This is a genomic window from Mycolicibacter algericus DSM 45454 (genome assembly GCF_002086455.1).
In the GTDB taxonomy this organism is placed as follows: domain Bacteria; phylum Actinomycetota; class Actinomycetes; order Mycobacteriales; family Mycobacteriaceae; genus Mycobacterium; species Mycobacterium algericum.
In genome coordinates this window covers 1-15785 of record NZ_MVHC01000030.1, presented here as the reverse complement: position 1 = coordinate 15785, position 15785 = coordinate 1, and the positions used below count along the sequence as shown (strand labels likewise).

Below are 15785 nucleotides of genomic sequence, written 5' to 3'. Positions count from 1 at the left end.
CGGAATAGCCCGGCAGCTGTGGCCGTTCGAGCCGACATGCCCAAACCCTTCACCGAAACCGAACGTCAGCAATTCCTCGCCGACAAGCACGTCGCCGTGCTGTCCGTCGCCGCCGACAACGGCCGGCCCCCGGCCAGCGTCCCGATCTGGTACGACTACACCCCCGGCGGCGACATCGTGGTCAACACCGGCGCCGGCAACCGCAAAGCCCGGCTCATCGAGCAGGCCGGCGCGGTGACGCTGGTGGTGCAGCGCGAAGAGCTGCCCTACCAGTACGTGATCGTCGAAGGCACCGTCACCGAGACCACCACACCGGCGCCACGGGAACCCCGGGAGGCGATCGCGATCCGCTACCTCGGCGAGGAAGGCGGGCGCGCATTCGCCGCGAACATGGACGGCGCTTCCAGCGTGCTGTTCACCATCCGGCCCGACCGCTGGTTCAGCGCGGATTTCTCGGGGGACCTGTAAACACGTCAAGCCCCAACAATGGTGGCTTAAGTCTGGTGGCAGGTGCAGGATTCGAACCTGTGTGTGCTTGCGCCGGCGGATTTGGCCCTTGCAATCAACTGGTCAGCGAAGCTTCTGCCCCACGTTCGGTACCGCGCTATGCGGTGTCAATGGCCATGGATAACCGAATAGACGTCACCGGATTGTGAGGGAAGGATCTGACGTTCGTGGCCGTCGACGCGACGGGCCCACCGTGACGTCGAACCCTCAACGTCTTTGTCCCAGAGATGACCTCACGTACCTGGTCGACTTCGGAATCGCCCGGGTCGCCGGGGAAACCGGACTGACCAATACCGCCACACTGGGGCATGGCCGTACACGGCCCCAGAACGGTTCCGAGCCGAGATAGCCGATGCCCGCGTCGATATTTTTATGCGCTGACCGGACAACAGCCCTTCCTTGGCGAGAGCCTGGAACAGGTCACGGCGTGCCATGTCCGAACCGCCCCGACGACCGTCGGCAATCCAGGACAGCATTCACGCAGCGATGGACGACGTCATCGCCACCGGCCTGGCCAAGGAACTCGACGAGCCTTACACCACCACCAACAAGAATCGACTACCGGCCAAAAGTGGCGGCGAAGTAGTCGGTGACCGCCAGTAGTGTTACCCCGGGAGACGGCTGCGGAGCCGTCTTTTCGATGACTGAGACGGCCTTCGACCAGGCAGTGAGGAAGATTATGGACCCCGGCGCTCATGTCCCTACCGGTAGCGATGGATCTGAGGACGGGGGCGACCAGGGCGCAACACCGCTGTTCCCCGATGCCGATTCGAGTCGGGCATTAAAGTTCGCCAACAAGATTCTCGCCATCGGTGTTGATGGACTCGGGCCATACAAGTCGGCTACCCAGATTGCAGAGGAGGCCCTCACCACCCACGGCGACACCGAGGCCGCGATCAAGCGCTTGATCGCAATTCACCGTCGTTGGGTCGGGTCTTCGGGGTTTGCTACGGGGATGGGTGGCTTGGCGACCCTTCCGGTTGCAGTAACGACTGACGTCACGGTCTTCTACATGTTGTGCGCACGTATGTCAGCGGCAATTGCGATCCTCCGAGGTTACGACGTCCAGTCGGAGGAGGTGCGCAGCGCGGTCCTGATCTCACTGCTTGGCGCCAACGCCAGCGCCGTGGTGGGTCGGGTAGGCGTGGAGGTCGGCAAAAAGACGACCCTAGCTGGCCTGCGGCGGCTTCCGGGCCGTGTCCTGATCAACATCAACAAGAAAGTGGGGTATCGCCTACTCACGAAGTTCGGCACCAGGGGATCGATCAACCTCATCAAGGGGATTCCCCTCGTCGGGGGCGGGGTCGGCGCAGGAGTGAATGTCGTCGCGATCAACCAGATCGCCAGGTACTCCAAGACGACATTCATCCCCGTAGACCGACTCGGATCCTAACCCGGCTGGGACCTTGCATCGAACGCCACCGGATGCGTGGACGGCGCGGTGCTGGTGGCCCAGATCCAGCTGGGCCACGAACGTAGGTGCGGCCGCCAAGGCTGTGCCCGACGATCTGGACGCCGTAGCGACCGCTTTCGATTCTGCTGCGGACTCACCGCGGACAACAAACACCCGGAAACCAATCAGGCCCCCTCGGGAGGGGGCCTGACCTGGGTGGCAGGTGCAGGATTCGAACCTGCGTAGGCTTGCGCCGACGGATTTACAGTCCGCTAAATGGTGTGTCTTGCTATCTCTCGATGTCGCACCACCCAGCGATGACCTGCGGATATGCTCTCAGCATGTCTCGTGGCAAATCAGCTTGTGCCGCGTGAGTTGTGACAACTTCGTGACAATTTCCGGGTCTTACCGGGAGAGGGGCAGCAATGGCCGACGACGACGTCGCCACTCGGGAAGCGCCCGCCGACGCGTCGCCGCCCATCACCGACCTCGGGCCCGCCCCGGGGAGTTCTGCGGCGCGCTTCTGGTACATCGTGATGAACATCGGCCTCGGAAGCGGCTACTTCGCCAAGATCCCCACCAAGAAGGCGCTGGCCGACGCGGGTTTGGCGACCATGACCAGCGCCGAACGCTTCTGGTACGCGCTCATGTGCGCCAGTTTCGGGGCTGGCTATTTCCTCAAGATCCCGGCAGCCAAAGCGCTGAGCGAATCGGGCCCGGCTGCGCCGCCGCTACCCGTTACGCCAACTGTTCTCTCGTCCCGGAAGCCGGGACGTATCGCGCCCATCCTTACCGTCGCTGCAATTGTCGTGGCCTGCATCGCTGCAGCGACCGCCATCTGGTCGTTCGTCGCCGGCCGCGGCGAGCCGGCCGAATCCGCTCCCGTCGCGGACGCTCCGCCGATCTGGCATCTCGATGGCATCTATCGCATTGACGTCGACTTTCCGAACGGGGTGTTACGCACCAAGGACGGCAATCTGATCAACATGGCAACGCTCGGCGGCGACGCACAGACTGTGTATTCAGCTCGAAACACCACATGCAACGAAGTCGGGAACTGTTCATCCATCAGCATTGCCGTCGACGCCCAAGAGCATCTGCCTGCTCGCGACGAATCCGGGAACATTATCCGAACGGCATACCGCTGGACCGGAACTCGATGGGTTAGCGACAACGAAGGCCCAAACGGCGGCACGATTCATTCCAGTCCTTGCGATGAGAGCGGCACAGCCTCCGACAGTTCGGAGGTTTGGGCCGAGATGATTCCGCTAGCGGACGGAACCCTCACTGGAACGTTTCATGAGCGTGTGATGACCGATGGCTGCGGAATTTTCGGCGATGAGCGGTCGTCACCCATGACGATGATCCGGGTCGGCGACGTCCCGTCCGGAATCTTCGACTAGTTGCAGGAGGTCAGCATGCCTGATGAAGAGACGGCCGTCGCGGCCGGTGAGGCGCTGCACACTGCCGAGCTGGACCCGGCCGCCACCGTCGCCGGCCGCCCGCTGGCCTACAGCGACCACACCAGCAGCATGCCGGTCGTCGACTACCAGCCCCCCAGATCCCGCGCGTGGTGGCGGGTCGCCGCCCTGGTCGCCGCCATCCTGACCGTAACCGGCAGTGCCGCCGCGGCGATCTTGCTGCTCGACCGGACTCCGGTGGCGCAGCAAGCGCCGCCCTCACCGGTCCCGCCGGCGCCCGCAACCGTGCGGCCGGCACCCAGCCCGACCGCCGAGGCGCTACCGATCCCACCGGCACCCGTCCCGCCGCCGACGGTCACCGTCACCGCCACACCCGGCCCCGCACCAGCCGCGACACCAGAATCACTACCGCCCGACGCACAATTCATCCAGCTGCTCGCTCGTGATGGCGTATCCAATAGCCATCCGAGCGGTGCAATCGCCACTGCGAAGAATGTCTGCCTCAGTATCGAGAATGGGTCATCCGCCGATGATTTCGTGCTATCGATGAACGCGGCAGGGATGCCGTACCGCGAGGCCGTAGCGTTCGTGCGGGCTGCGCGGTCGGTGTATTGCCCCAACGCGGGGTGAGCTGACCCCTGGAACGACAAATGCCGCCCCTCGACGTGGTGTCGAGGGGCGGTGTCGTCGCTGGGGTGGTGAGGTGCCCTCGGCAAGGCGAATGCCGAGGGACCCTCACCACGGAGCGTAACCCGGGAGGGCGTGGTGATGTGTGCAGCTGTTCAGAGGGTGCGCACCGCGGCGGGCCCGGCCAGCAGATTGCAGTCGGCGGCCACCGGCGGGCCCGGCGATCGACACGCGGAGCCGCCTGACCTCGTTATGTTCCGGTTTCATGCAAAAATATGAGGGCGCCGAGAGCAACTGCAGGAACACGAAGAGGAAACAATGTGACCACCAGCCCAGAGGCCAGCACGGCCACAATCATTATCAACACGGGTGATGCTGCCGATTACCTCAAACGTATGGACATCGACATCGCCGACGTGCGACAGGCCATCGAGGCCGGCGAGATCGCCGCGGGCAACAAGACCACGCATCATCCTGTGATCGCTGCCGGCATGAGCCGCTGGATCGACACCGTGGGCGTACTGCGGGGGCGCCTCGCGCGCGGTCCCTGGGTTAGCTCTGATCCTCGCAACAGGCCGGTGTCCAATCACCGTGAACTACCCTACGGGCTGTCAACGGTCGGTGCGACCGAGCCGACTGGGATCGCCGACCATCCGAGCGGGCCGCGCGCAGCGCGACGCAAAGGGATCGGAACGGCCGAAGCCGTCAACTTGACCATCCCATGGATTACGGTCGAGACCCTTCGCCAGCAGGAACCAGTGGTCGACATTGGCGGGCCACCTAGTGGTAACTGGTTCTTGCTGTACTACCGCGACACCGACGGGGTGCGCGCGGAAATCTCCCTGCCGCGCGGGTTCGAGGGTGGGCAGTTCACTGGCTGGATCGTGCGTGTGATACTTCCCGAGTGGCAATCGCCGGACGGCGTCAAAACTCGTAAGCCGCTCGATGTGGGGGGTCAAGATGTCGACTTCCAAGTCTCCGAAGTCGCCAGCTGAGTCATTCCTGAACCCTGAAAGGATCCAGATTGCGCGGATGCGCCGAGGGTTGACGAAAGTCGAACTGGCGCAGCGTCTCGCCGTCACTCCACGGACTATTACGAAGTACGAGACGAACGGAGCCCCCGCCATTGCCGCAGCGGATATCGCGGCGGCAGTCGAGTTCCCCGTGTCGTACTTCCAGCGAGATTCCGCGCCGACGTTATGCGCCAACGAGGTGCGGTTCAGGTCGGCGCGGCGGGCGACTGCCCGGCAGCGCGACTCCGCCGTTGCCGCTGGCGTCGCAGGGGTTGAGATTGACCACTGGATCTCACAAAGATTCGATCGCCCACAGCTCGACCTCCCCACATTCGACGGACTGGGGCCGCGCACTGCGGCATCGACGCTTCGTGCGATGTGGGGACTTGGCACCAGGCCGTTGCCGAACCTGGTGCAGCTCGCTGAGTCGCGGGGCGTGCGTGTGTACACCCTGCCGCCATTTGCGGACGTCGTGGACGCTTACTCGATCTGGCGTGACGACGTGCCGTACGTGTTTCTTGCGCGCCGAAAGACACCGGAACACATCAGGTTCGACGTAGCGCACGAAATTGGCCATTTGGTTCTGCATTCGAATGAGCCTGGAGAGACAACGGCGCAAGAGCGGGAAGCCGACGCGTTCGCGTCAGAATTCTTGATGCCTGAGGACAGTCTCGACGAGTACGTACGGTTCAACGCAACCGTCCCCGAGCTACTACAGATCCGAGAGTACTTCAAGGTCTCGGCGATGGCGCTGACGTACGCTGCGCACCGAGCAGGAAGAATGAGTGATTGGACATACCGACAAGCTTGTATCACTCTGTCGCAGAACGGTTTTCGATCGAGCGAGCCGGGCGGGATGACAAATTACGAGATGTCCCGGGTATTCCCATCGGTATTTAGCAGCCCATCGGCAAGCGCCACTGCGATCGCACGTGATCTAGGAATCCCCGTCAGCGATGTGCATGCGCTGACCTTCGGTGCCGAACTTCGCCTGGCTCCGGTGACCGCAGTCACTACCGAAACGTCCGTGATGCACTCTCTTGGGCGGGGGCCTCGGCGGCACCTCCGCGTCGTCTAATCAGCCGGTCGGCCGCGGCGCTTCGACTGAGCGTCGGCATTTTTGTGAGCAGCGCGGACCGGCGGGCCCGGCCAGGACGGTGCCGGCGGCCAGCTGGTGACCGGCCGGGCAGCGTTGCGGTGGGCGGATCATCCACCGGCCATCCGTGAGCGGAACCACATCACCGATGGTGCTCATGCGGTCGGACATACTCAGCCAGGACACAAGCGGTCGCGAGTGCACTGGATCACGGTTTGACCAACGTACGTCAAGGGCATCGTGCTGTGGCAATACACTCACGCACCATGAACGGATCTGGCCAGTCGGATCGACCAAACAAGGTCATCGTCGACTCCCTGACGCTTCGTTTCACCGGCGAGAACGGCGACGGCGCCGATCTGCATGAGCTACGAGCCGCGCACGTCGCTGATGTACTGCTGGGGCTCGTCGGCCTTACCAGCGACTTCGACAAGGCCGGCGTCTTCCATGACGAGGGTCCTGCTGACTCTGAGGTTCTGGTGCGACCAGCGCAGGACGGCTCGTTCCTCATTGAGGTCGTGCGGGTGGCGACCGAGAACTGGGATGTGGTCGCGAATGCCGTCACGAATGCCGTTACGGACAACTGGGAGAACGCGCAAGCCACCGCGTCGGCCCTCGGCGCTCCGACTATCGCGGCCGTCGTCTGGTGGGCAACCAAATCGCTGCGCGCCGATGTGAAGGACTTCTCCTACCTCGACAACGGGAGGGTGAAGATCAACTGGCAGGACGACACGGTAGATGAGGTACCGCTCGCGGCGTGGAAGGAACTGCAGAAGCGTGGCCGTCGCCGCAAGAGTCAGTTGCGCCAGATCATGGCCCCGCTGGCGGATTCACGTGTGACCAAGGTCGATGTGAGCGCGCCCGTCGACACACAACAGCCCGAATTGCCCATCACGAAGGATGCCGCACCTCGAGTGTTCGCCCTTGATCGTGCCGATTACGCCGCCGCCCGGCCAGAGGACGAGATCAAGGAGACATCCGAGATCTTCGAGGTTGAGGCCCAGATGTCGGCTATCGACTTCGATAATCCCGCCAGATGGCGGGTGAAAACGTCGGATGAAACCCGTACCGTCACGGTTGAGGATCAAAAGTTCCTCGGTCACGTCGCACAGGGACTAGCCATCAGCCAACAAGACATCTTCTGGCTTAAGATCCGCAGTGACGCGACCACGAAAAACGGCAGTACGCGTACCAAGTGGACTGTGGTAAGCGTCGAGAGGCACAGGAGGGCGGCCGGTGATAACGAATCACAGGAGCACAGCCCGCCGTCGGCTTGATGTTCCCAGCCTGCTTCTAGCGTTGGTTGGTTTGATCTTTGGCGCGATCTCCTACTGGCTGATCACGACGGCGGGCGTCAACGCGCTGGTCATCGTTCCGTCGATTGTCGCCGCCACGATCGGCATCACGCACCTGATAAAGCGGGAAGCACCGCGCGGATAGACCTTTTCGGCCGCGTCAACCAGTGCGGCGGGTCCGCGACCGGCGGAACAACACCCAGCAGGTGCGCGGCCAGATGGGCGACCACTACCCGCGTCAGCCACGGCCGCCGTTGGTGGTAGCGGCCAGCCGCAGCCGACAGGGTTTCGGCGCCGAGCATATCCCAGGCGAGTACACCGCCCGCGAGCGTCAGCCAGGCCCGGTCAGCGGGGCTCATCAGGCTTCGTCCGTGCTGCTCGCCAACGTCGTTCGAACTCCAGGAACGGCACGTGCTCGGGCACCGTCGCCTCGATGCGTTCGGGATCCGCGCCGGCTTTCCAGGCGAGGTCGGCGCGGCGGTGCCATTCGGTGTCGGCCAGCACGTAGGCGTCGATCATCTCCATGCGGTCCGCGCGGCGGCGGGCGATCGCCGCGAGCTCACGCACCTGGCGCTGAAGGTCGATGGTGTAGGCGTCGTCGTTGCGGAGTTTCCGCAGCCACGCGTTGTCGCGTTTCTCCTCGGCAAGCTCAGCCGTCAGCGTCGCAACCCGCTCGGTCAGCTCGGCGACGTTGGCGGCCCGGGCAACCCGTTGCTCACGCAGGGCCGTCCAGCGCCGGCCGAGAGGCCCAAGCGCTTTGGCGACCGGCGCGAACTGCTCGGCGAGCATCCGCAACCCGCTGTAGATGGACAGTCCGAACGCCACCGGCAACAACAGGCTGTTGGGCAGGTTGAGATTGTCGGCGAGGTGCGGCAGCGGGTCATCCACGTGCGGCGTCCCAGCGTCGCCACGCCACCACGGTCAGCTCGGCGTGAAGAACAGCTTGGACGCACAGGAATGCGGCGCCGGTGCGCAGTTCGTCGCCGGCGATGTTGCCCAGGCCGGTGATGATTTCACCGAGGCCGAAGGCGCAGAAGATGCCGGCCAGCAGGGCGTGGCCGAGGATGGTGACGGGCCAGCGGTGCACGAGGTAGCCGACGACGGCGAGCGTGACCCCGGTGATGAGCAGTGCTCCCCAGTGGCCGATGGGCAGGGCGGATTCTGCCGCGGACAGGTCGGGGGCTTGCTGGGGTAGCAGGAGGTAGTCGGCGCCGCGTAGCAGGGCGGCGGTGAGTGATCCGGCGGCGAGGATCATCACCAGGCGTTCGGTAATGACCGCGTAGGGCAGCCAGCGCGACACCATGGGTCAGCCCTGCTGGTCGGTGTCGGGCTTGGCGTGCCGGCCGGTCGATCGTAGGGACGCCAGGGCTTGGGCGGTTGTGGTTGGGCTTCCGGGTGCGATGTCGCGGATGCCGGCGCCGCCGATCAGGCCGAGTAGGACGATGAGGCCGGACAGGATGGCGGTGGACAGGGTGCCGTACCAGGGGGCGTCGTGGAGGCTTCCGGCTTGGGCGTTGGCGAGGACGCTGCTTGCGGTGACCGCGGCCGCGCTAACGGAGATGGCGAAGGATCGCTTCCAGAAAGTCAGGGTGTACAGCTCGGATTCGGTGCTCATCGTTGAGGGTTTCCTTTCGAGTGGAGGCGAATGTCCTGGTCAGCGAAGGCGAGCGGCGGCGCCGGTCAGGCCGCGGCGGCGGCCGGCGCGGCGCGGCTGGCCCAGTCCCGGACGTGCTGCACGGCCAGACCCAGGTACGTCTGCCCGGGCCACACCTCGCGCAGGTGGTACTCGATGTGCGGCCGGGTGCCGTCGATGACGAACCGGCCGGCGCGGCCGATGGCGTCGAAGCCGGCCAGCGGATCCTGGAAGAACTGGTCGATGATGACCGGCACCTTCTCGGCGATGGACTGCGCGGTGGCCAGCGGGTCGGTGAGCTGGACGGCGGTGACGATGTCGTAGGCGGTGGACATGATGGCGCCGGTGTTGTTGTCGGGCACCGAGGTGTACATGTCGTCGGGGTCGGCGAGCCAGCAGTGCCGCCAGTCGCCGGTGTCGCCGTAGCGCCAGGAGCCGATGCCGCGACCTGGGCAGGCGAGGCCACCGTAGTAGGCGCCGCCGACGGGGCGGGTGGGGTCACCGAAGCTGAACGAGCAGAGGTAGTTGTTCGGGTAGTTGGTCTGTAGCCATTGCCGCAGCCGGGCGGCGACCACTGCGCCGGCGCTGTAGCCGCCGATGACGACTTTGCGGTTGGGGTTGTCGCGGTGCCGGGACAGGAACTCTGCCTTGCCCGCCTCGAATGCGGCGTCGACTGCGCGGTTCATGGACAGGCCCGCACCGATGGGGGCGGTGCCGACGGGGATGCCGCCCATGGTGGCCGACCAGTCAGGATTGATTTCCTCGACCAGATCGGCAGCGCCTTGACAGACGCGGGACACGTAGTCTTCGCCGATGATGCCGCCCGTGCCGCGGTAGACGAGGGCAAGGTGGCGCTCGGCAGGCTTGGGCCGGATGGGGGTGGGTGGCTTGTAGTTGCCGTCGGCCCGGTATCCGGCTTTGTCGGCGGTGGCCTGGTCGAACTCCCCGGTCTCGGGCAGGCCGAGGCGGCGCTGCATTTCGTTGACGGCGGCCACTTCGTCGTTGCCGTAGTAGCCGTCGATGGGTGGGGCGTAGGCGGCGTACATGGCGTCGAACCAGTTCTGCCACGCGACGATTTCGGGGCCGTTGTCGCCGAGGCGGTAGGGCAGGCTCATCAGGCACCGACCTTGCGCATCAGCGCGGCGAGTCCGGCGCGCAGTGTCCGGCGCTTGCCGTCGTCGTTGTGGCCGAGGTCGCCGTCCTTGCCCCAGAGGTCGAAGCCGGGCCCGACCTGGTCGCGGATGTAGCGGACCCCGTCGAGCAGTTCGCGTTGTTCAGCGTCGTTGAGTGCCATGAGGGGGCCTTTCTCTGGTGTCGTGGCGGGCGGTGTTGGTGCGGGCTTGTAGATGCCGAGGTAGCCGTCGAGCAGCTTCTTGGCGAAGGCCTCATTGCGGGGATCGCCCTCCCGCCAGGCCATCTGGTAGTGCATCTCGTCGGCACGGGACCAGTCGGCTCCCCAGAACACAGAGCCCTCGAACAGTGCGAGTCCGGCGCGGACGCGGCCCTTCAAGGTGGCTGACATGACCCGCGAGCCCCACGGGTACTTGGGGGCGTTCACGTCGACGGCGGTGCCCGCGAGGTGATTGCTGTTGGCGACGTCGTTGGTGGCCGACCAGCCCCAGACGGGTGACAGGATTTCCTCGACGTTGCGGTCGTACCAGTACAACCAGGCGCCAAGGATGGTCAGCGGTGCACCCTTGCGCAGGGGTGCAGTGTTCGTCAGGTAGAGCTCGGGGATGCGGACGATGTCGCAGGCGTCGCGGTTGACCATGCGCCATCCGTTTTCGCTAACGCTATAGCCGTAGACGGTTCGATAGCTCACAGGTATCTCCTTGCTCGGCTGTATGGCCCTGCTGCGTCGATGGGCACTTCGGCGACGGGGCGGCCAGCAGTGGATGCGTGGATGACTTGGCCTGCGCCGCTGTAGATGCCGACGTGGCTGGCGTTCGGGTAGTAGACGATGATGTCGCCGGGGTGCAGGTCGTTGCGGTTGACGGGTTGTCCTGCGACTGCTTGCTCTTGGCTCGTCCGCGGCACCCACACGCCGATTTGCGCGAAGCTCCACACGACGAGTCCTGAGCAGTCGAATCGGTCGGGTCCGGTTGCGCCCCATGCGTAGGGGTGTCCGATCGCTGTCCGTGCTGCTGCCACAACATCCCCGTCAGCCCGTGCGACCGGTGCCACGGTGAGCCAGATGGCGGTGAGGATTGCCGTGGTTCGGCGCATGGGTTACCAGTCGGCGAGTGCGCAGTCACCGCAGCGGACGGCCGCAAGCAAAAGGCCCGCCATCATGGCGAGCCCGAGGATCAGTAGTGCGAGTGCGGGTTTCATGTGTCCGCGTAGAAGTAGAAGTGAGCGATGCCGCCGCCGCCCTTGCCGGGAGTGAAGAACCCGCCGTACGCTGGAGTGGCGGGCGTCGGGATTGTTCCAGTGAAGGTTTGCGGGGTGGTGATGGTGGTGGCGAACCATTGACCGCACTTGCCGCCACGCAGGCTGTTGAGCACGGCGTCGCCGCCGCCGCCCGCTCCCGGCTGCTGGCCATCCCCGGCTGTCTGTCCGCCACCGGTTGCTGGCGCGCCTCCTGCGGCACCCGGATAGATTTGGCCGTTGTAATGCTTGTCGGGCATGTCCTCACCCGCCCCCGTGGTCGCCGCATACGTGCCAGTGGTGGGCGCGGTGGCACTGCCTACACCAGTGCATGTCGTCGCGGCGGTAGGCATGGGGTCCCACTGTCCTTGGCCGGGGCCTCCGCAACTGGCGAGCACCACGTCACATTTCGTCGCCCCCGACACCCACGGCACCGAGTACGGACCCGGCACATCAACCGTGACCAGTGTCGGAGTGAACGCCCCCCACACCTGCTTATCCCCGAAGAACACCGCCTTCAGCGCCTTGCCGTTCCGCTGCCCACCAACCAGGCTCTTACCATCCCGAATGATCGGCATGTCAGTCCTCAAACACCAGATAAGTGCGGTCAGCCTCGGGCGTCGTTGCCCCCCACTCCGTTTCGCTCAGAAGCACGAACCGGGGATTCACCATGACATCGGGAGTCTCCGACCGCCTCGTCAAATACCAGCCCGACATGGGGCCAGCACCAACGTCGACATCTTCGATGTAGCGGAAGGTGCCCAAGGTCTCCGGAGTAAGAGTCTGGGCATTCACGACCTGTGTGAACAGATTGAAATAGTCCACCGTCACCGCGAAATCGACGCTGAAGACCTGCACCATGTCACCATGGTCAGCCGACGGCGGCAAAGTCACCGTCAGGCCATCCACCATCGGAACCACGAAATCGCCCACCGCAGCGGAGTAGTTCGCAGCAATAGGCACCGGATTCTCTGACGCGCCACCGCCGCCACTGGGGGTGACCCATGATGGCGATGTTCCGTTCGTGCCCAGCACCTTGCCCGCATTGCCGGTCTGGGATGGCAGGGCGGGTGGGATGGTCGGCTTGTCGTCCAGGTCGTCGTAAGAGCCCGAGGTCGCAACATCGGCCAAACCCGTGATCGTGGCTGCCGACTGAGTACCCGTGTGGGAGGACCGCGCCCGCAACTGCGCATCCGTCGCGTTCTTCGTCGCCTCCTCGGCAACGCCAGTCAGCTTCGCGTGATCGGCATTGAGCTGCGCGCCTGTGACCGTCGTATCCAGGTCGGTCAGCGCCGTCACCGGAGCAGGAATAGACGGCTTGTCATCCAAGTCGTTGTAGCTGCCCGAAGTTGCGACCGCTGGCAGGGACTCCGTGAACTCCACAAACGCATTCCCTAACCACTGCACGCCTTCCAACGCATTCGTGGCCGCGGTCCCCTGAGTCGCGGTGGCATAGTCGGTCGCGTCGGTGGCCGCGGCTGTGCCCAGGGTCGGCTTATCGTCCAGATCATCGTAGGAGCCGGAGGTAGCAACATCAGCCAAATCGGCCTTGTCAACCTTCGCCTTCAACTCAGCGCCAATCGCGGTTACAACCGCCGCGATCTTGTCTGCCAGAGACATGGCTACGCCAGCGCCGAAGTCAGAATTGATACGAAGTCAGTCGTCGGATCACCAATCTCCGCACGCGAATACACACTCAGATTGGCCTGCCCCTGCGCCTGCTGCGGACCCGACAAAGACTGCGCAGCATCGACCCGCAACCGGTTACCCAACGCGGTCGAAATGGTGGTAGCGAAGTTCTCATCGTTCCCCAGGGCATCAGCGAGCTCCTGAAGCGTGTCCAACGCACCCGGCGCACCATTGACCAGCGCATCCACAGCATCACTGATCTCCGAAGCCACCTCAGCCTGCGAGAACACATCCAGGGCTGTCCGCTGCGCCGCAACACTCGCCGCCGTCAGCAAGGCGCGACCCGCCGAGGTTGAATCGGAGATGTTCGCCGCCGACGGCTGGTAATCGCCAGCCTTAGCCGTCGAGCTGGTCGTGCCCAAAGCCAGGTTCGATGTGCCGGCGCCGATCGCCGTGCGGGCAGCGGCAGCATCCACCGCACGGATCAGCGCCTTACCGACCGTCGTAGCGTCCGAGATCGAGTCCGCGTCGATCGACCCACCCGATCCAACCGCGAGCATCACCTCGTTGATCGCAGCAACAAGGTTCGACTTCTCGGTGGTGGTCAGGTTGGCCAGTGTGCCGATCTTGGCCCGTTCGACCTTGATGGCGGTGCCGGTGGCAGTGGCAAGGTCGGAGACCTGAGTAACAAGGGACATGCGTGTTTCCTCCTTTAGACGAGAGCGTTATCAAGCAGCAGGGTCAGGGTTACCGGCGGGGTGATATCCATCCACGACGGATCAGCACCATCAGTCGACAACACGTTTCCGGCCTGCCCCGACTGCGGCGGCAACACCGGATTGGTGGTCAGGTAATCGGTTACGGCCCCCGCAATCACTTGCGGATCCGGCGGCGGGCTCGGCAGAACGGGCGCGACCTGAACCTCCACAACCGGAGCAGGCGTGATCGACACATCCACCGGCGCAGGCACATCAACCTCGAACACCACGGGATCAGACACGAGGCACACCCCCGTCGGCGCGCTCAAACGATCCCACCATCAGCGGAGTTTCCAGCGACAGCGGCGATCCGGGCAATGAACGCACAGCCTGCCAAGCGGCACCCTCTTTGACCTGATTGCCGACCTCAGACTCAATGCGCACCACCGCATCCGAACCGGTCACCGTCGCTACAACCTTCTGCTCTTTGCCGCCCGGCAAGCCCACGTACACCCAGACGTCGCAATTCCAGTCGGCGGGCTGGCTGGTGTCAGGGTCGATAGCGCGGATCGTGAACATGCAGTCGGCGTTGCGGGTGAGCGACACCACATACCGGGTCTTGTCGTCTTCGTCGTCGCGTGCACCAGCCGGCCGCGGCACAATGTAAATGATCGCCATCAGCTCTCCTCATGGATAATCGGGGCATCTGACTCCGGACACCGCATGCCGGCGACCCGATCACCCCCCGAGCGAGACCCCCCGCAACTGGTGCGGCCCGGACGGCGGAAGTTGCCGCCGGCCGATCCACCATCCTCAGCCTCGCCCACAAACCGCGCAGGCCCGTACTGAACTTCTACCTCGCTCATGGCTCCACCCCCACTGATATCTCGACCCACTCGCCCGAATAGTTCTGCGAGAACGCAATATCCAGCCCATTGGTATCGACCGTCAGCAGCTTGAAACGCCCATCCGGTGACGACAGTTCAGTGACCGGCCCGGCATCAGAATTGATTACCGGCAAAGGGTTTTGGCCGACAATTCCACTGATCAGCATCCCGCCCTGCGGGTACTTTGACAGGTCAGAGAAGTCGGTGCGCCCGGTTCCTCGCTGCCAGTAGAAGCCCTCCACGTCCGACGCCCCACTGAAGCCAACAGCGCCAGCATGGATTTGCGAGAACGTATCGCCCGGCTGCGCCGTCACGGTAGCGATGGCGGTGTGCATCCCCTGCGGCACGTTGTAGGCGGTGAAGTAGGCGATAAAGCCGTGGGTTTCAGCCGAATTGATGCCCCGGTATGCCTGGTACTGGATGCCGGGGACACCAGACAGCGACCAGCTGTAGGAGCCGGAGAACACCCCCCTGCATGCCAGGAAGTACACCAGGTGTTCTCTGTCGGCCAGCACCTCATGATCGAACGTGACGGTGTTAGTGCCGCTTGCCGAACCCACGGACGCGCTGGACCGCTGCACTTTCAGTGTGTCGGCCCACCACCCGACCGCCTGCACCGGATCATCCGGCGTCACGTCTTGCACCCATGGATTGGTCATGACACCGCCAATATCCACACTTGCCCGCGGGCACCGTTGGTCTGCTTGTTGGTCAGGAAGTTTCGGACGCCAGCGCCCGCCCCGCCGGGGATGGCGCCGTTGGACCCCTCTGAGACGTTGCCGCCGCCGGTCGCCACATAGCCTTCGCCAATAGCCCTTGAGCGGGGTGACGGGCCGGGGCCGGTCAGATCCTGTCCGATGTAGAAGCCCTGCGGAGGGGGTGCGCCGGCCCCGCCGGCGGCGGTCAGTGCCGCGGTGTTCGGGCCGGCGCGAACGACACGGCTGTCCTGCCCGCCGCTTCCGCCCGCATACAGGGTGGCGGCCACCCCGCCGTTTCCGACGAAGATGTTGACGACTTGGGCGGGTATCGAAGCGCTGGCCCACTCTCCTGGACTGCCCGGCAGGTTGACCGCCGAGTTGCCACCCGAGCTGGAGCCGCCGCCCCCAACTCCCACCAGGTACAGGGTCGTCGCCCACAGCGGCGGAACCCATCCCAGAAAGTCTGCGGTGAAAGTGAACAGCTCCGCCTTCTGCTGGGGCGGTGGAGGCGGGGGTGGCGG

General features: G+C 64.6%; 22 protein-coding genes, 1 tRNA gene and 1 pseudogene. 9 read left to right on the top strand and 15 right to left on the bottom strand.

Annotated features, from left to right (window positions below):
* The first annotated feature begins 36 nt into the window (after positions 1 to 36).
* From BST10_RS18865 to BST10_RS18860, 3 genes are all read left to right on the top strand, one after another.
* A complete protein-coding gene (locus tag BST10_RS18865; protein WP_041316968.1) occupies positions 37 to 468 on the top strand; it encodes a pyridoxamine 5'-phosphate oxidase family protein in 432 nt (143 codons plus the stop codon).
* 471 nt (positions 469 to 939) lie between these two features.
* A complete protein-coding gene (locus BST10_RS23410; RefSeq protein ID WP_163762284.1) occupies positions 940 to 1110 on the top strand; it encodes a hypothetical protein in 171 nt (56 codons plus the stop codon).
* Positions 1111 to 1147: 37 nt separating this feature from the next.
* The gene (locus BST10_RS18860) at positions 1148 to 1900 is read left to right on the top strand and encodes an EcsC family protein (protein WP_232062544.1); all 753 of its coding nucleotides are present in this window, start codon (positions 1148 to 1150) and stop codon (positions 1898 to 1900) included.
* Positions 1901 to 2117: 217 nt separating this feature from the next.
* On the opposite strand, the gene BST10_RS23405 is transcribed toward BST10_RS18860, so the two are convergent.
* Positions 2118 to 2226, bottom strand: a tRNA-OTHER gene (locus BST10_RS23405).
* A gap of 99 nt (positions 2227 to 2325) precedes the next feature.
* Between BST10_RS23405 and BST10_RS18855 the strand changes: the two genes are divergently transcribed.
* The 6 genes from BST10_RS18855 to BST10_RS24215 all read left to right on the top strand — a co-directional run bounded on the left by BST10_RS18855 (position 2326) and on the right by BST10_RS24215 (position 7497).
* Positions 2326 to 3303: a hypothetical protein gene (locus BST10_RS18855; RefSeq protein WP_083039860.1), complete on the top strand. Its 978-nt coding sequence runs from the start codon at positions 2326 to 2328 to the stop codon at positions 3301 to 3303.
* 15 nt (positions 3304 to 3318) lie between these two features.
* A complete protein-coding gene (locus BST10_RS24220; protein WP_133054449.1) occupies positions 3319 to 3951 on the top strand; it encodes a DUF732 domain-containing protein in 633 nt (210 codons plus the stop codon).
* A gap of 317 nt (positions 3952 to 4268) precedes the next feature.
* The gene (locus BST10_RS18845) at positions 4269 to 4943 is read left to right on the top strand and encodes a hypothetical protein (RefSeq protein WP_133054448.1); all 675 of its coding nucleotides are present in this window, start codon (positions 4269 to 4271) and stop codon (positions 4941 to 4943) included.
* A complete protein-coding gene (locus tag BST10_RS18840; RefSeq protein WP_163762283.1) occupies positions 4909 to 6039 on the top strand; it encodes an XRE family transcriptional regulator in 1131 nt (376 codons plus the stop codon). The genes BST10_RS18845 and BST10_RS18840 overlap by 35 nt, the downstream gene beginning before the upstream one ends.
* 284 nt (positions 6040 to 6323) lie before the next feature.
* Complete coding sequence (locus BST10_RS18830; RefSeq protein WP_083039937.1) at positions 6324 to 7334, top strand: LAPAL motif-containing putative phage structural protein; 1011 nt, start codon at positions 6324 to 6326, stop codon at positions 7332 to 7334.
* Between the two features lie 31 nt (positions 7335 to 7365).
* Positions 7366 to 7497: a hypothetical protein gene (locus tag BST10_RS24215; protein WP_264079736.1), complete on the top strand. Its 132-nt coding sequence runs from the start codon at positions 7366 to 7368 to the stop codon at positions 7495 to 7497.
* On the opposite strand, the gene BST10_RS24365 is transcribed toward BST10_RS24215, so the two are convergent.
* The 14 genes and pseudogenes from BST10_RS24365 to BST10_RS18760 form a co-directional block, all read right to left on the bottom strand.
* A complete protein-coding gene (locus BST10_RS24365; protein WP_423226888.1) occupies positions 7460 to 7654 on the bottom strand; it encodes a DUF7427 family protein in 195 nt (64 codons plus the stop codon). The genes BST10_RS24215 and BST10_RS24365 overlap by 38 nt on opposite strands.
* Positions 7655 to 7697: 43 nt before the next feature.
* Positions 7698 to 8240: a hypothetical protein gene (locus BST10_RS18820; protein WP_083039845.1), complete on the bottom strand. Its 543-nt coding sequence runs from the start codon at positions 8238 to 8240 to the stop codon at positions 7698 to 7700.
* Positions 8233 to 8655, bottom strand: coding sequence for a hypothetical protein (locus BST10_RS18815; protein WP_083039843.1), 423 nt, complete (start codon positions 8653 to 8655; stop codon positions 8233 to 8235). The genes BST10_RS18820 and BST10_RS18815 overlap by 8 nt, the downstream gene beginning before the upstream one ends.
* Positions 8656 to 8658: 3 nt before the next feature.
* The gene (locus BST10_RS18810; RefSeq protein ID WP_083039840.1) at positions 8659 to 8967 is read right to left on the bottom strand and encodes a hypothetical protein; all 309 of its coding nucleotides are present in this window, start codon (positions 8965 to 8967) and stop codon (positions 8659 to 8661) included.
* A gap of 65 nt (positions 8968 to 9032) precedes the next feature.
* Complete coding sequence (locus BST10_RS23400; protein WP_083039838.1) at positions 9033 to 10100, bottom strand: peptidoglycan-binding domain-containing protein; 1068 nt, start codon at positions 10098 to 10100, stop codon at positions 9033 to 9035.
* Complete coding sequence (locus BST10_RS18800) at positions 10100 to 10807, bottom strand: M15 family metallopeptidase (protein ID WP_083039836.1); 708 nt, start codon at positions 10805 to 10807, stop codon at positions 10100 to 10102. Before BST10_RS18800 ends, BST10_RS23400 begins: the two co-directional genes overlap by 1 nt.
* A pseudogene (locus BST10_RS18795) lies at positions 10804 to 11136 on the bottom strand (C40 family peptidase); the annotation flags it as partial. The pseudogene BST10_RS18795 and the gene BST10_RS18800, both read right to left, overlap by 4 nt.
* Before the next feature lie 176 nt (positions 11137 to 11312).
* Positions 11313 to 11930: a hypothetical protein gene (locus BST10_RS18790; protein ID WP_083039832.1), complete on the bottom strand. Its 618-nt coding sequence runs from the start codon at positions 11928 to 11930 to the stop codon at positions 11313 to 11315.
* Position 11931: 1 nt separating this feature from the next.
* Entirely contained in the window at positions 11932 to 12972 is a 1041-nt protein-coding gene (locus BST10_RS18785; protein WP_083039830.1) for a hypothetical protein, read from the bottom strand.
* Positions 12973 to 12974: 2 nt separating this feature from the next.
* The gene (locus tag BST10_RS23575) at positions 12975 to 13679 is read right to left on the bottom strand and encodes a hypothetical protein (RefSeq protein ID WP_205277360.1); all 705 of its coding nucleotides are present in this window, start codon (positions 13677 to 13679) and stop codon (positions 12975 to 12977) included.
* A 14-nt stretch (positions 13680 to 13693) separates the two neighbouring features.
* A complete protein-coding gene (locus tag BST10_RS18775) occupies positions 13694 to 13981 on the bottom strand; it encodes a hypothetical protein (RefSeq protein WP_133054447.1) in 288 nt (95 codons plus the stop codon).
* Entirely contained in the window at positions 13974 to 14357 is a 384-nt protein-coding gene (locus BST10_RS18770; RefSeq protein WP_083039824.1) for an LtfC-like domain-containing protein, read from the bottom strand. Before BST10_RS18770 ends, BST10_RS18775 begins: the two co-directional genes overlap by 8 nt.
* A gap of 184 nt (positions 14358 to 14541) precedes the next feature.
* Positions 14542 to 15225 (bottom strand): hypothetical protein, encoded by a 684-nt coding sequence (locus BST10_RS18765; RefSeq protein ID WP_083039822.1) that lies wholly within the window; start codon positions 15223 to 15225, stop codon positions 14542 to 14544.
* A partial coding sequence (locus tag BST10_RS18760) for a glycine-rich domain-containing protein (protein WP_479724661.1) occupies positions 15222 to 15785 on the bottom strand: 564 nt, incomplete at its 5' end. The genes BST10_RS18765 and BST10_RS18760, both read right to left, overlap by 4 nt.

Coding starts and splice junctions, on each gene's coding strand:
- BST10_RS18865 (WP_041316968.1), top strand. CDS start 37: ATGCCCAAACCCTTCACCGAAACCGAACGTCAGCAATTCCTCGCCGAC.
- BST10_RS23410 (WP_163762284.1), top strand. CDS start 940: ATGTCCGAACCGCCCCGACGACCGTCGGCAATCCAGGACAGCATTCAC.
- BST10_RS18860 (WP_232062544.1), top strand. CDS start 1,148: ATGACTGAGACGGCCTTCGACCAGGCAGTGAGGAAGATTATGGACCCC.
- BST10_RS18855 (WP_083039860.1), top strand. CDS start 2,326: ATGGCCGACGACGACGTCGCCACTCGGGAAGCGCCCGCCGACGCGTCG.
- BST10_RS24220 (WP_133054449.1), top strand. CDS start 3,319: ATGCCTGATGAAGAGACGGCCGTCGCGGCCGGTGAGGCGCTGCACACT.
- BST10_RS18840 (WP_163762283.1), top strand. CDS start 4,909: ATGTCGACTTCCAAGTCTCCGAAGTCGCCAGCTGAGTCATTCCTGAAC.
- BST10_RS18830 (WP_083039937.1), top strand. CDS start 6,324: ATGAACGGATCTGGCCAGTCGGATCGACCAAACAAGGTCATCGTCGAC.
- BST10_RS24365 (WP_423226888.1), bottom strand. CDS start 7,654: ATGCTCGGCGCCGAAACCCTGTCGGCTGCGGCTGGCCGCTACCACCAA.
- BST10_RS18815 (WP_083039843.1), bottom strand. CDS start 8,655: ATGGTGTCGCGCTGGCTGCCCTACGCGGTCATTACCGAACGCCTGGTG.
- BST10_RS18810 (WP_083039840.1), bottom strand. CDS start 8,967: ATGAGCACCGAATCCGAGCTGTACACCCTGACTTTCTGGAAGCGATCC.
- BST10_RS23400 (WP_083039838.1), bottom strand. CDS start 10,100: ATGAGCCTGCCCTACCGCCTCGGCGACAACGGCCCCGAAATCGTCGCG.
- BST10_RS18790 (WP_083039832.1), bottom strand. CDS start 11,930: ATGCCGATCATTCGGGATGGTAAGAGCCTGGTTGGTGGGCAGCGGAAC.
- BST10_RS18785 (WP_083039830.1), bottom strand. CDS start 12,972: ATGTCTCTGGCAGACAAGATCGCGGCGGTTGTAACCGCGATTGGCGCT.
- BST10_RS23575 (WP_205277360.1), bottom strand. CDS start 13,679: ATGTCCCTTGTTACTCAGGTCTCCGACCTTGCCACTGCCACCGGCACC.
- BST10_RS18770 (WP_083039824.1), bottom strand. CDS start 14,357: ATGGCGATCATTTACATTGTGCCGCGGCCGGCTGGTGCACGCGACGAC.
- BST10_RS18765 (WP_083039822.1), bottom strand. CDS start 15,225: ATGACCAATCCATGGGTGCAAGACGTGACGCCGGATGATCCGGTGCAG.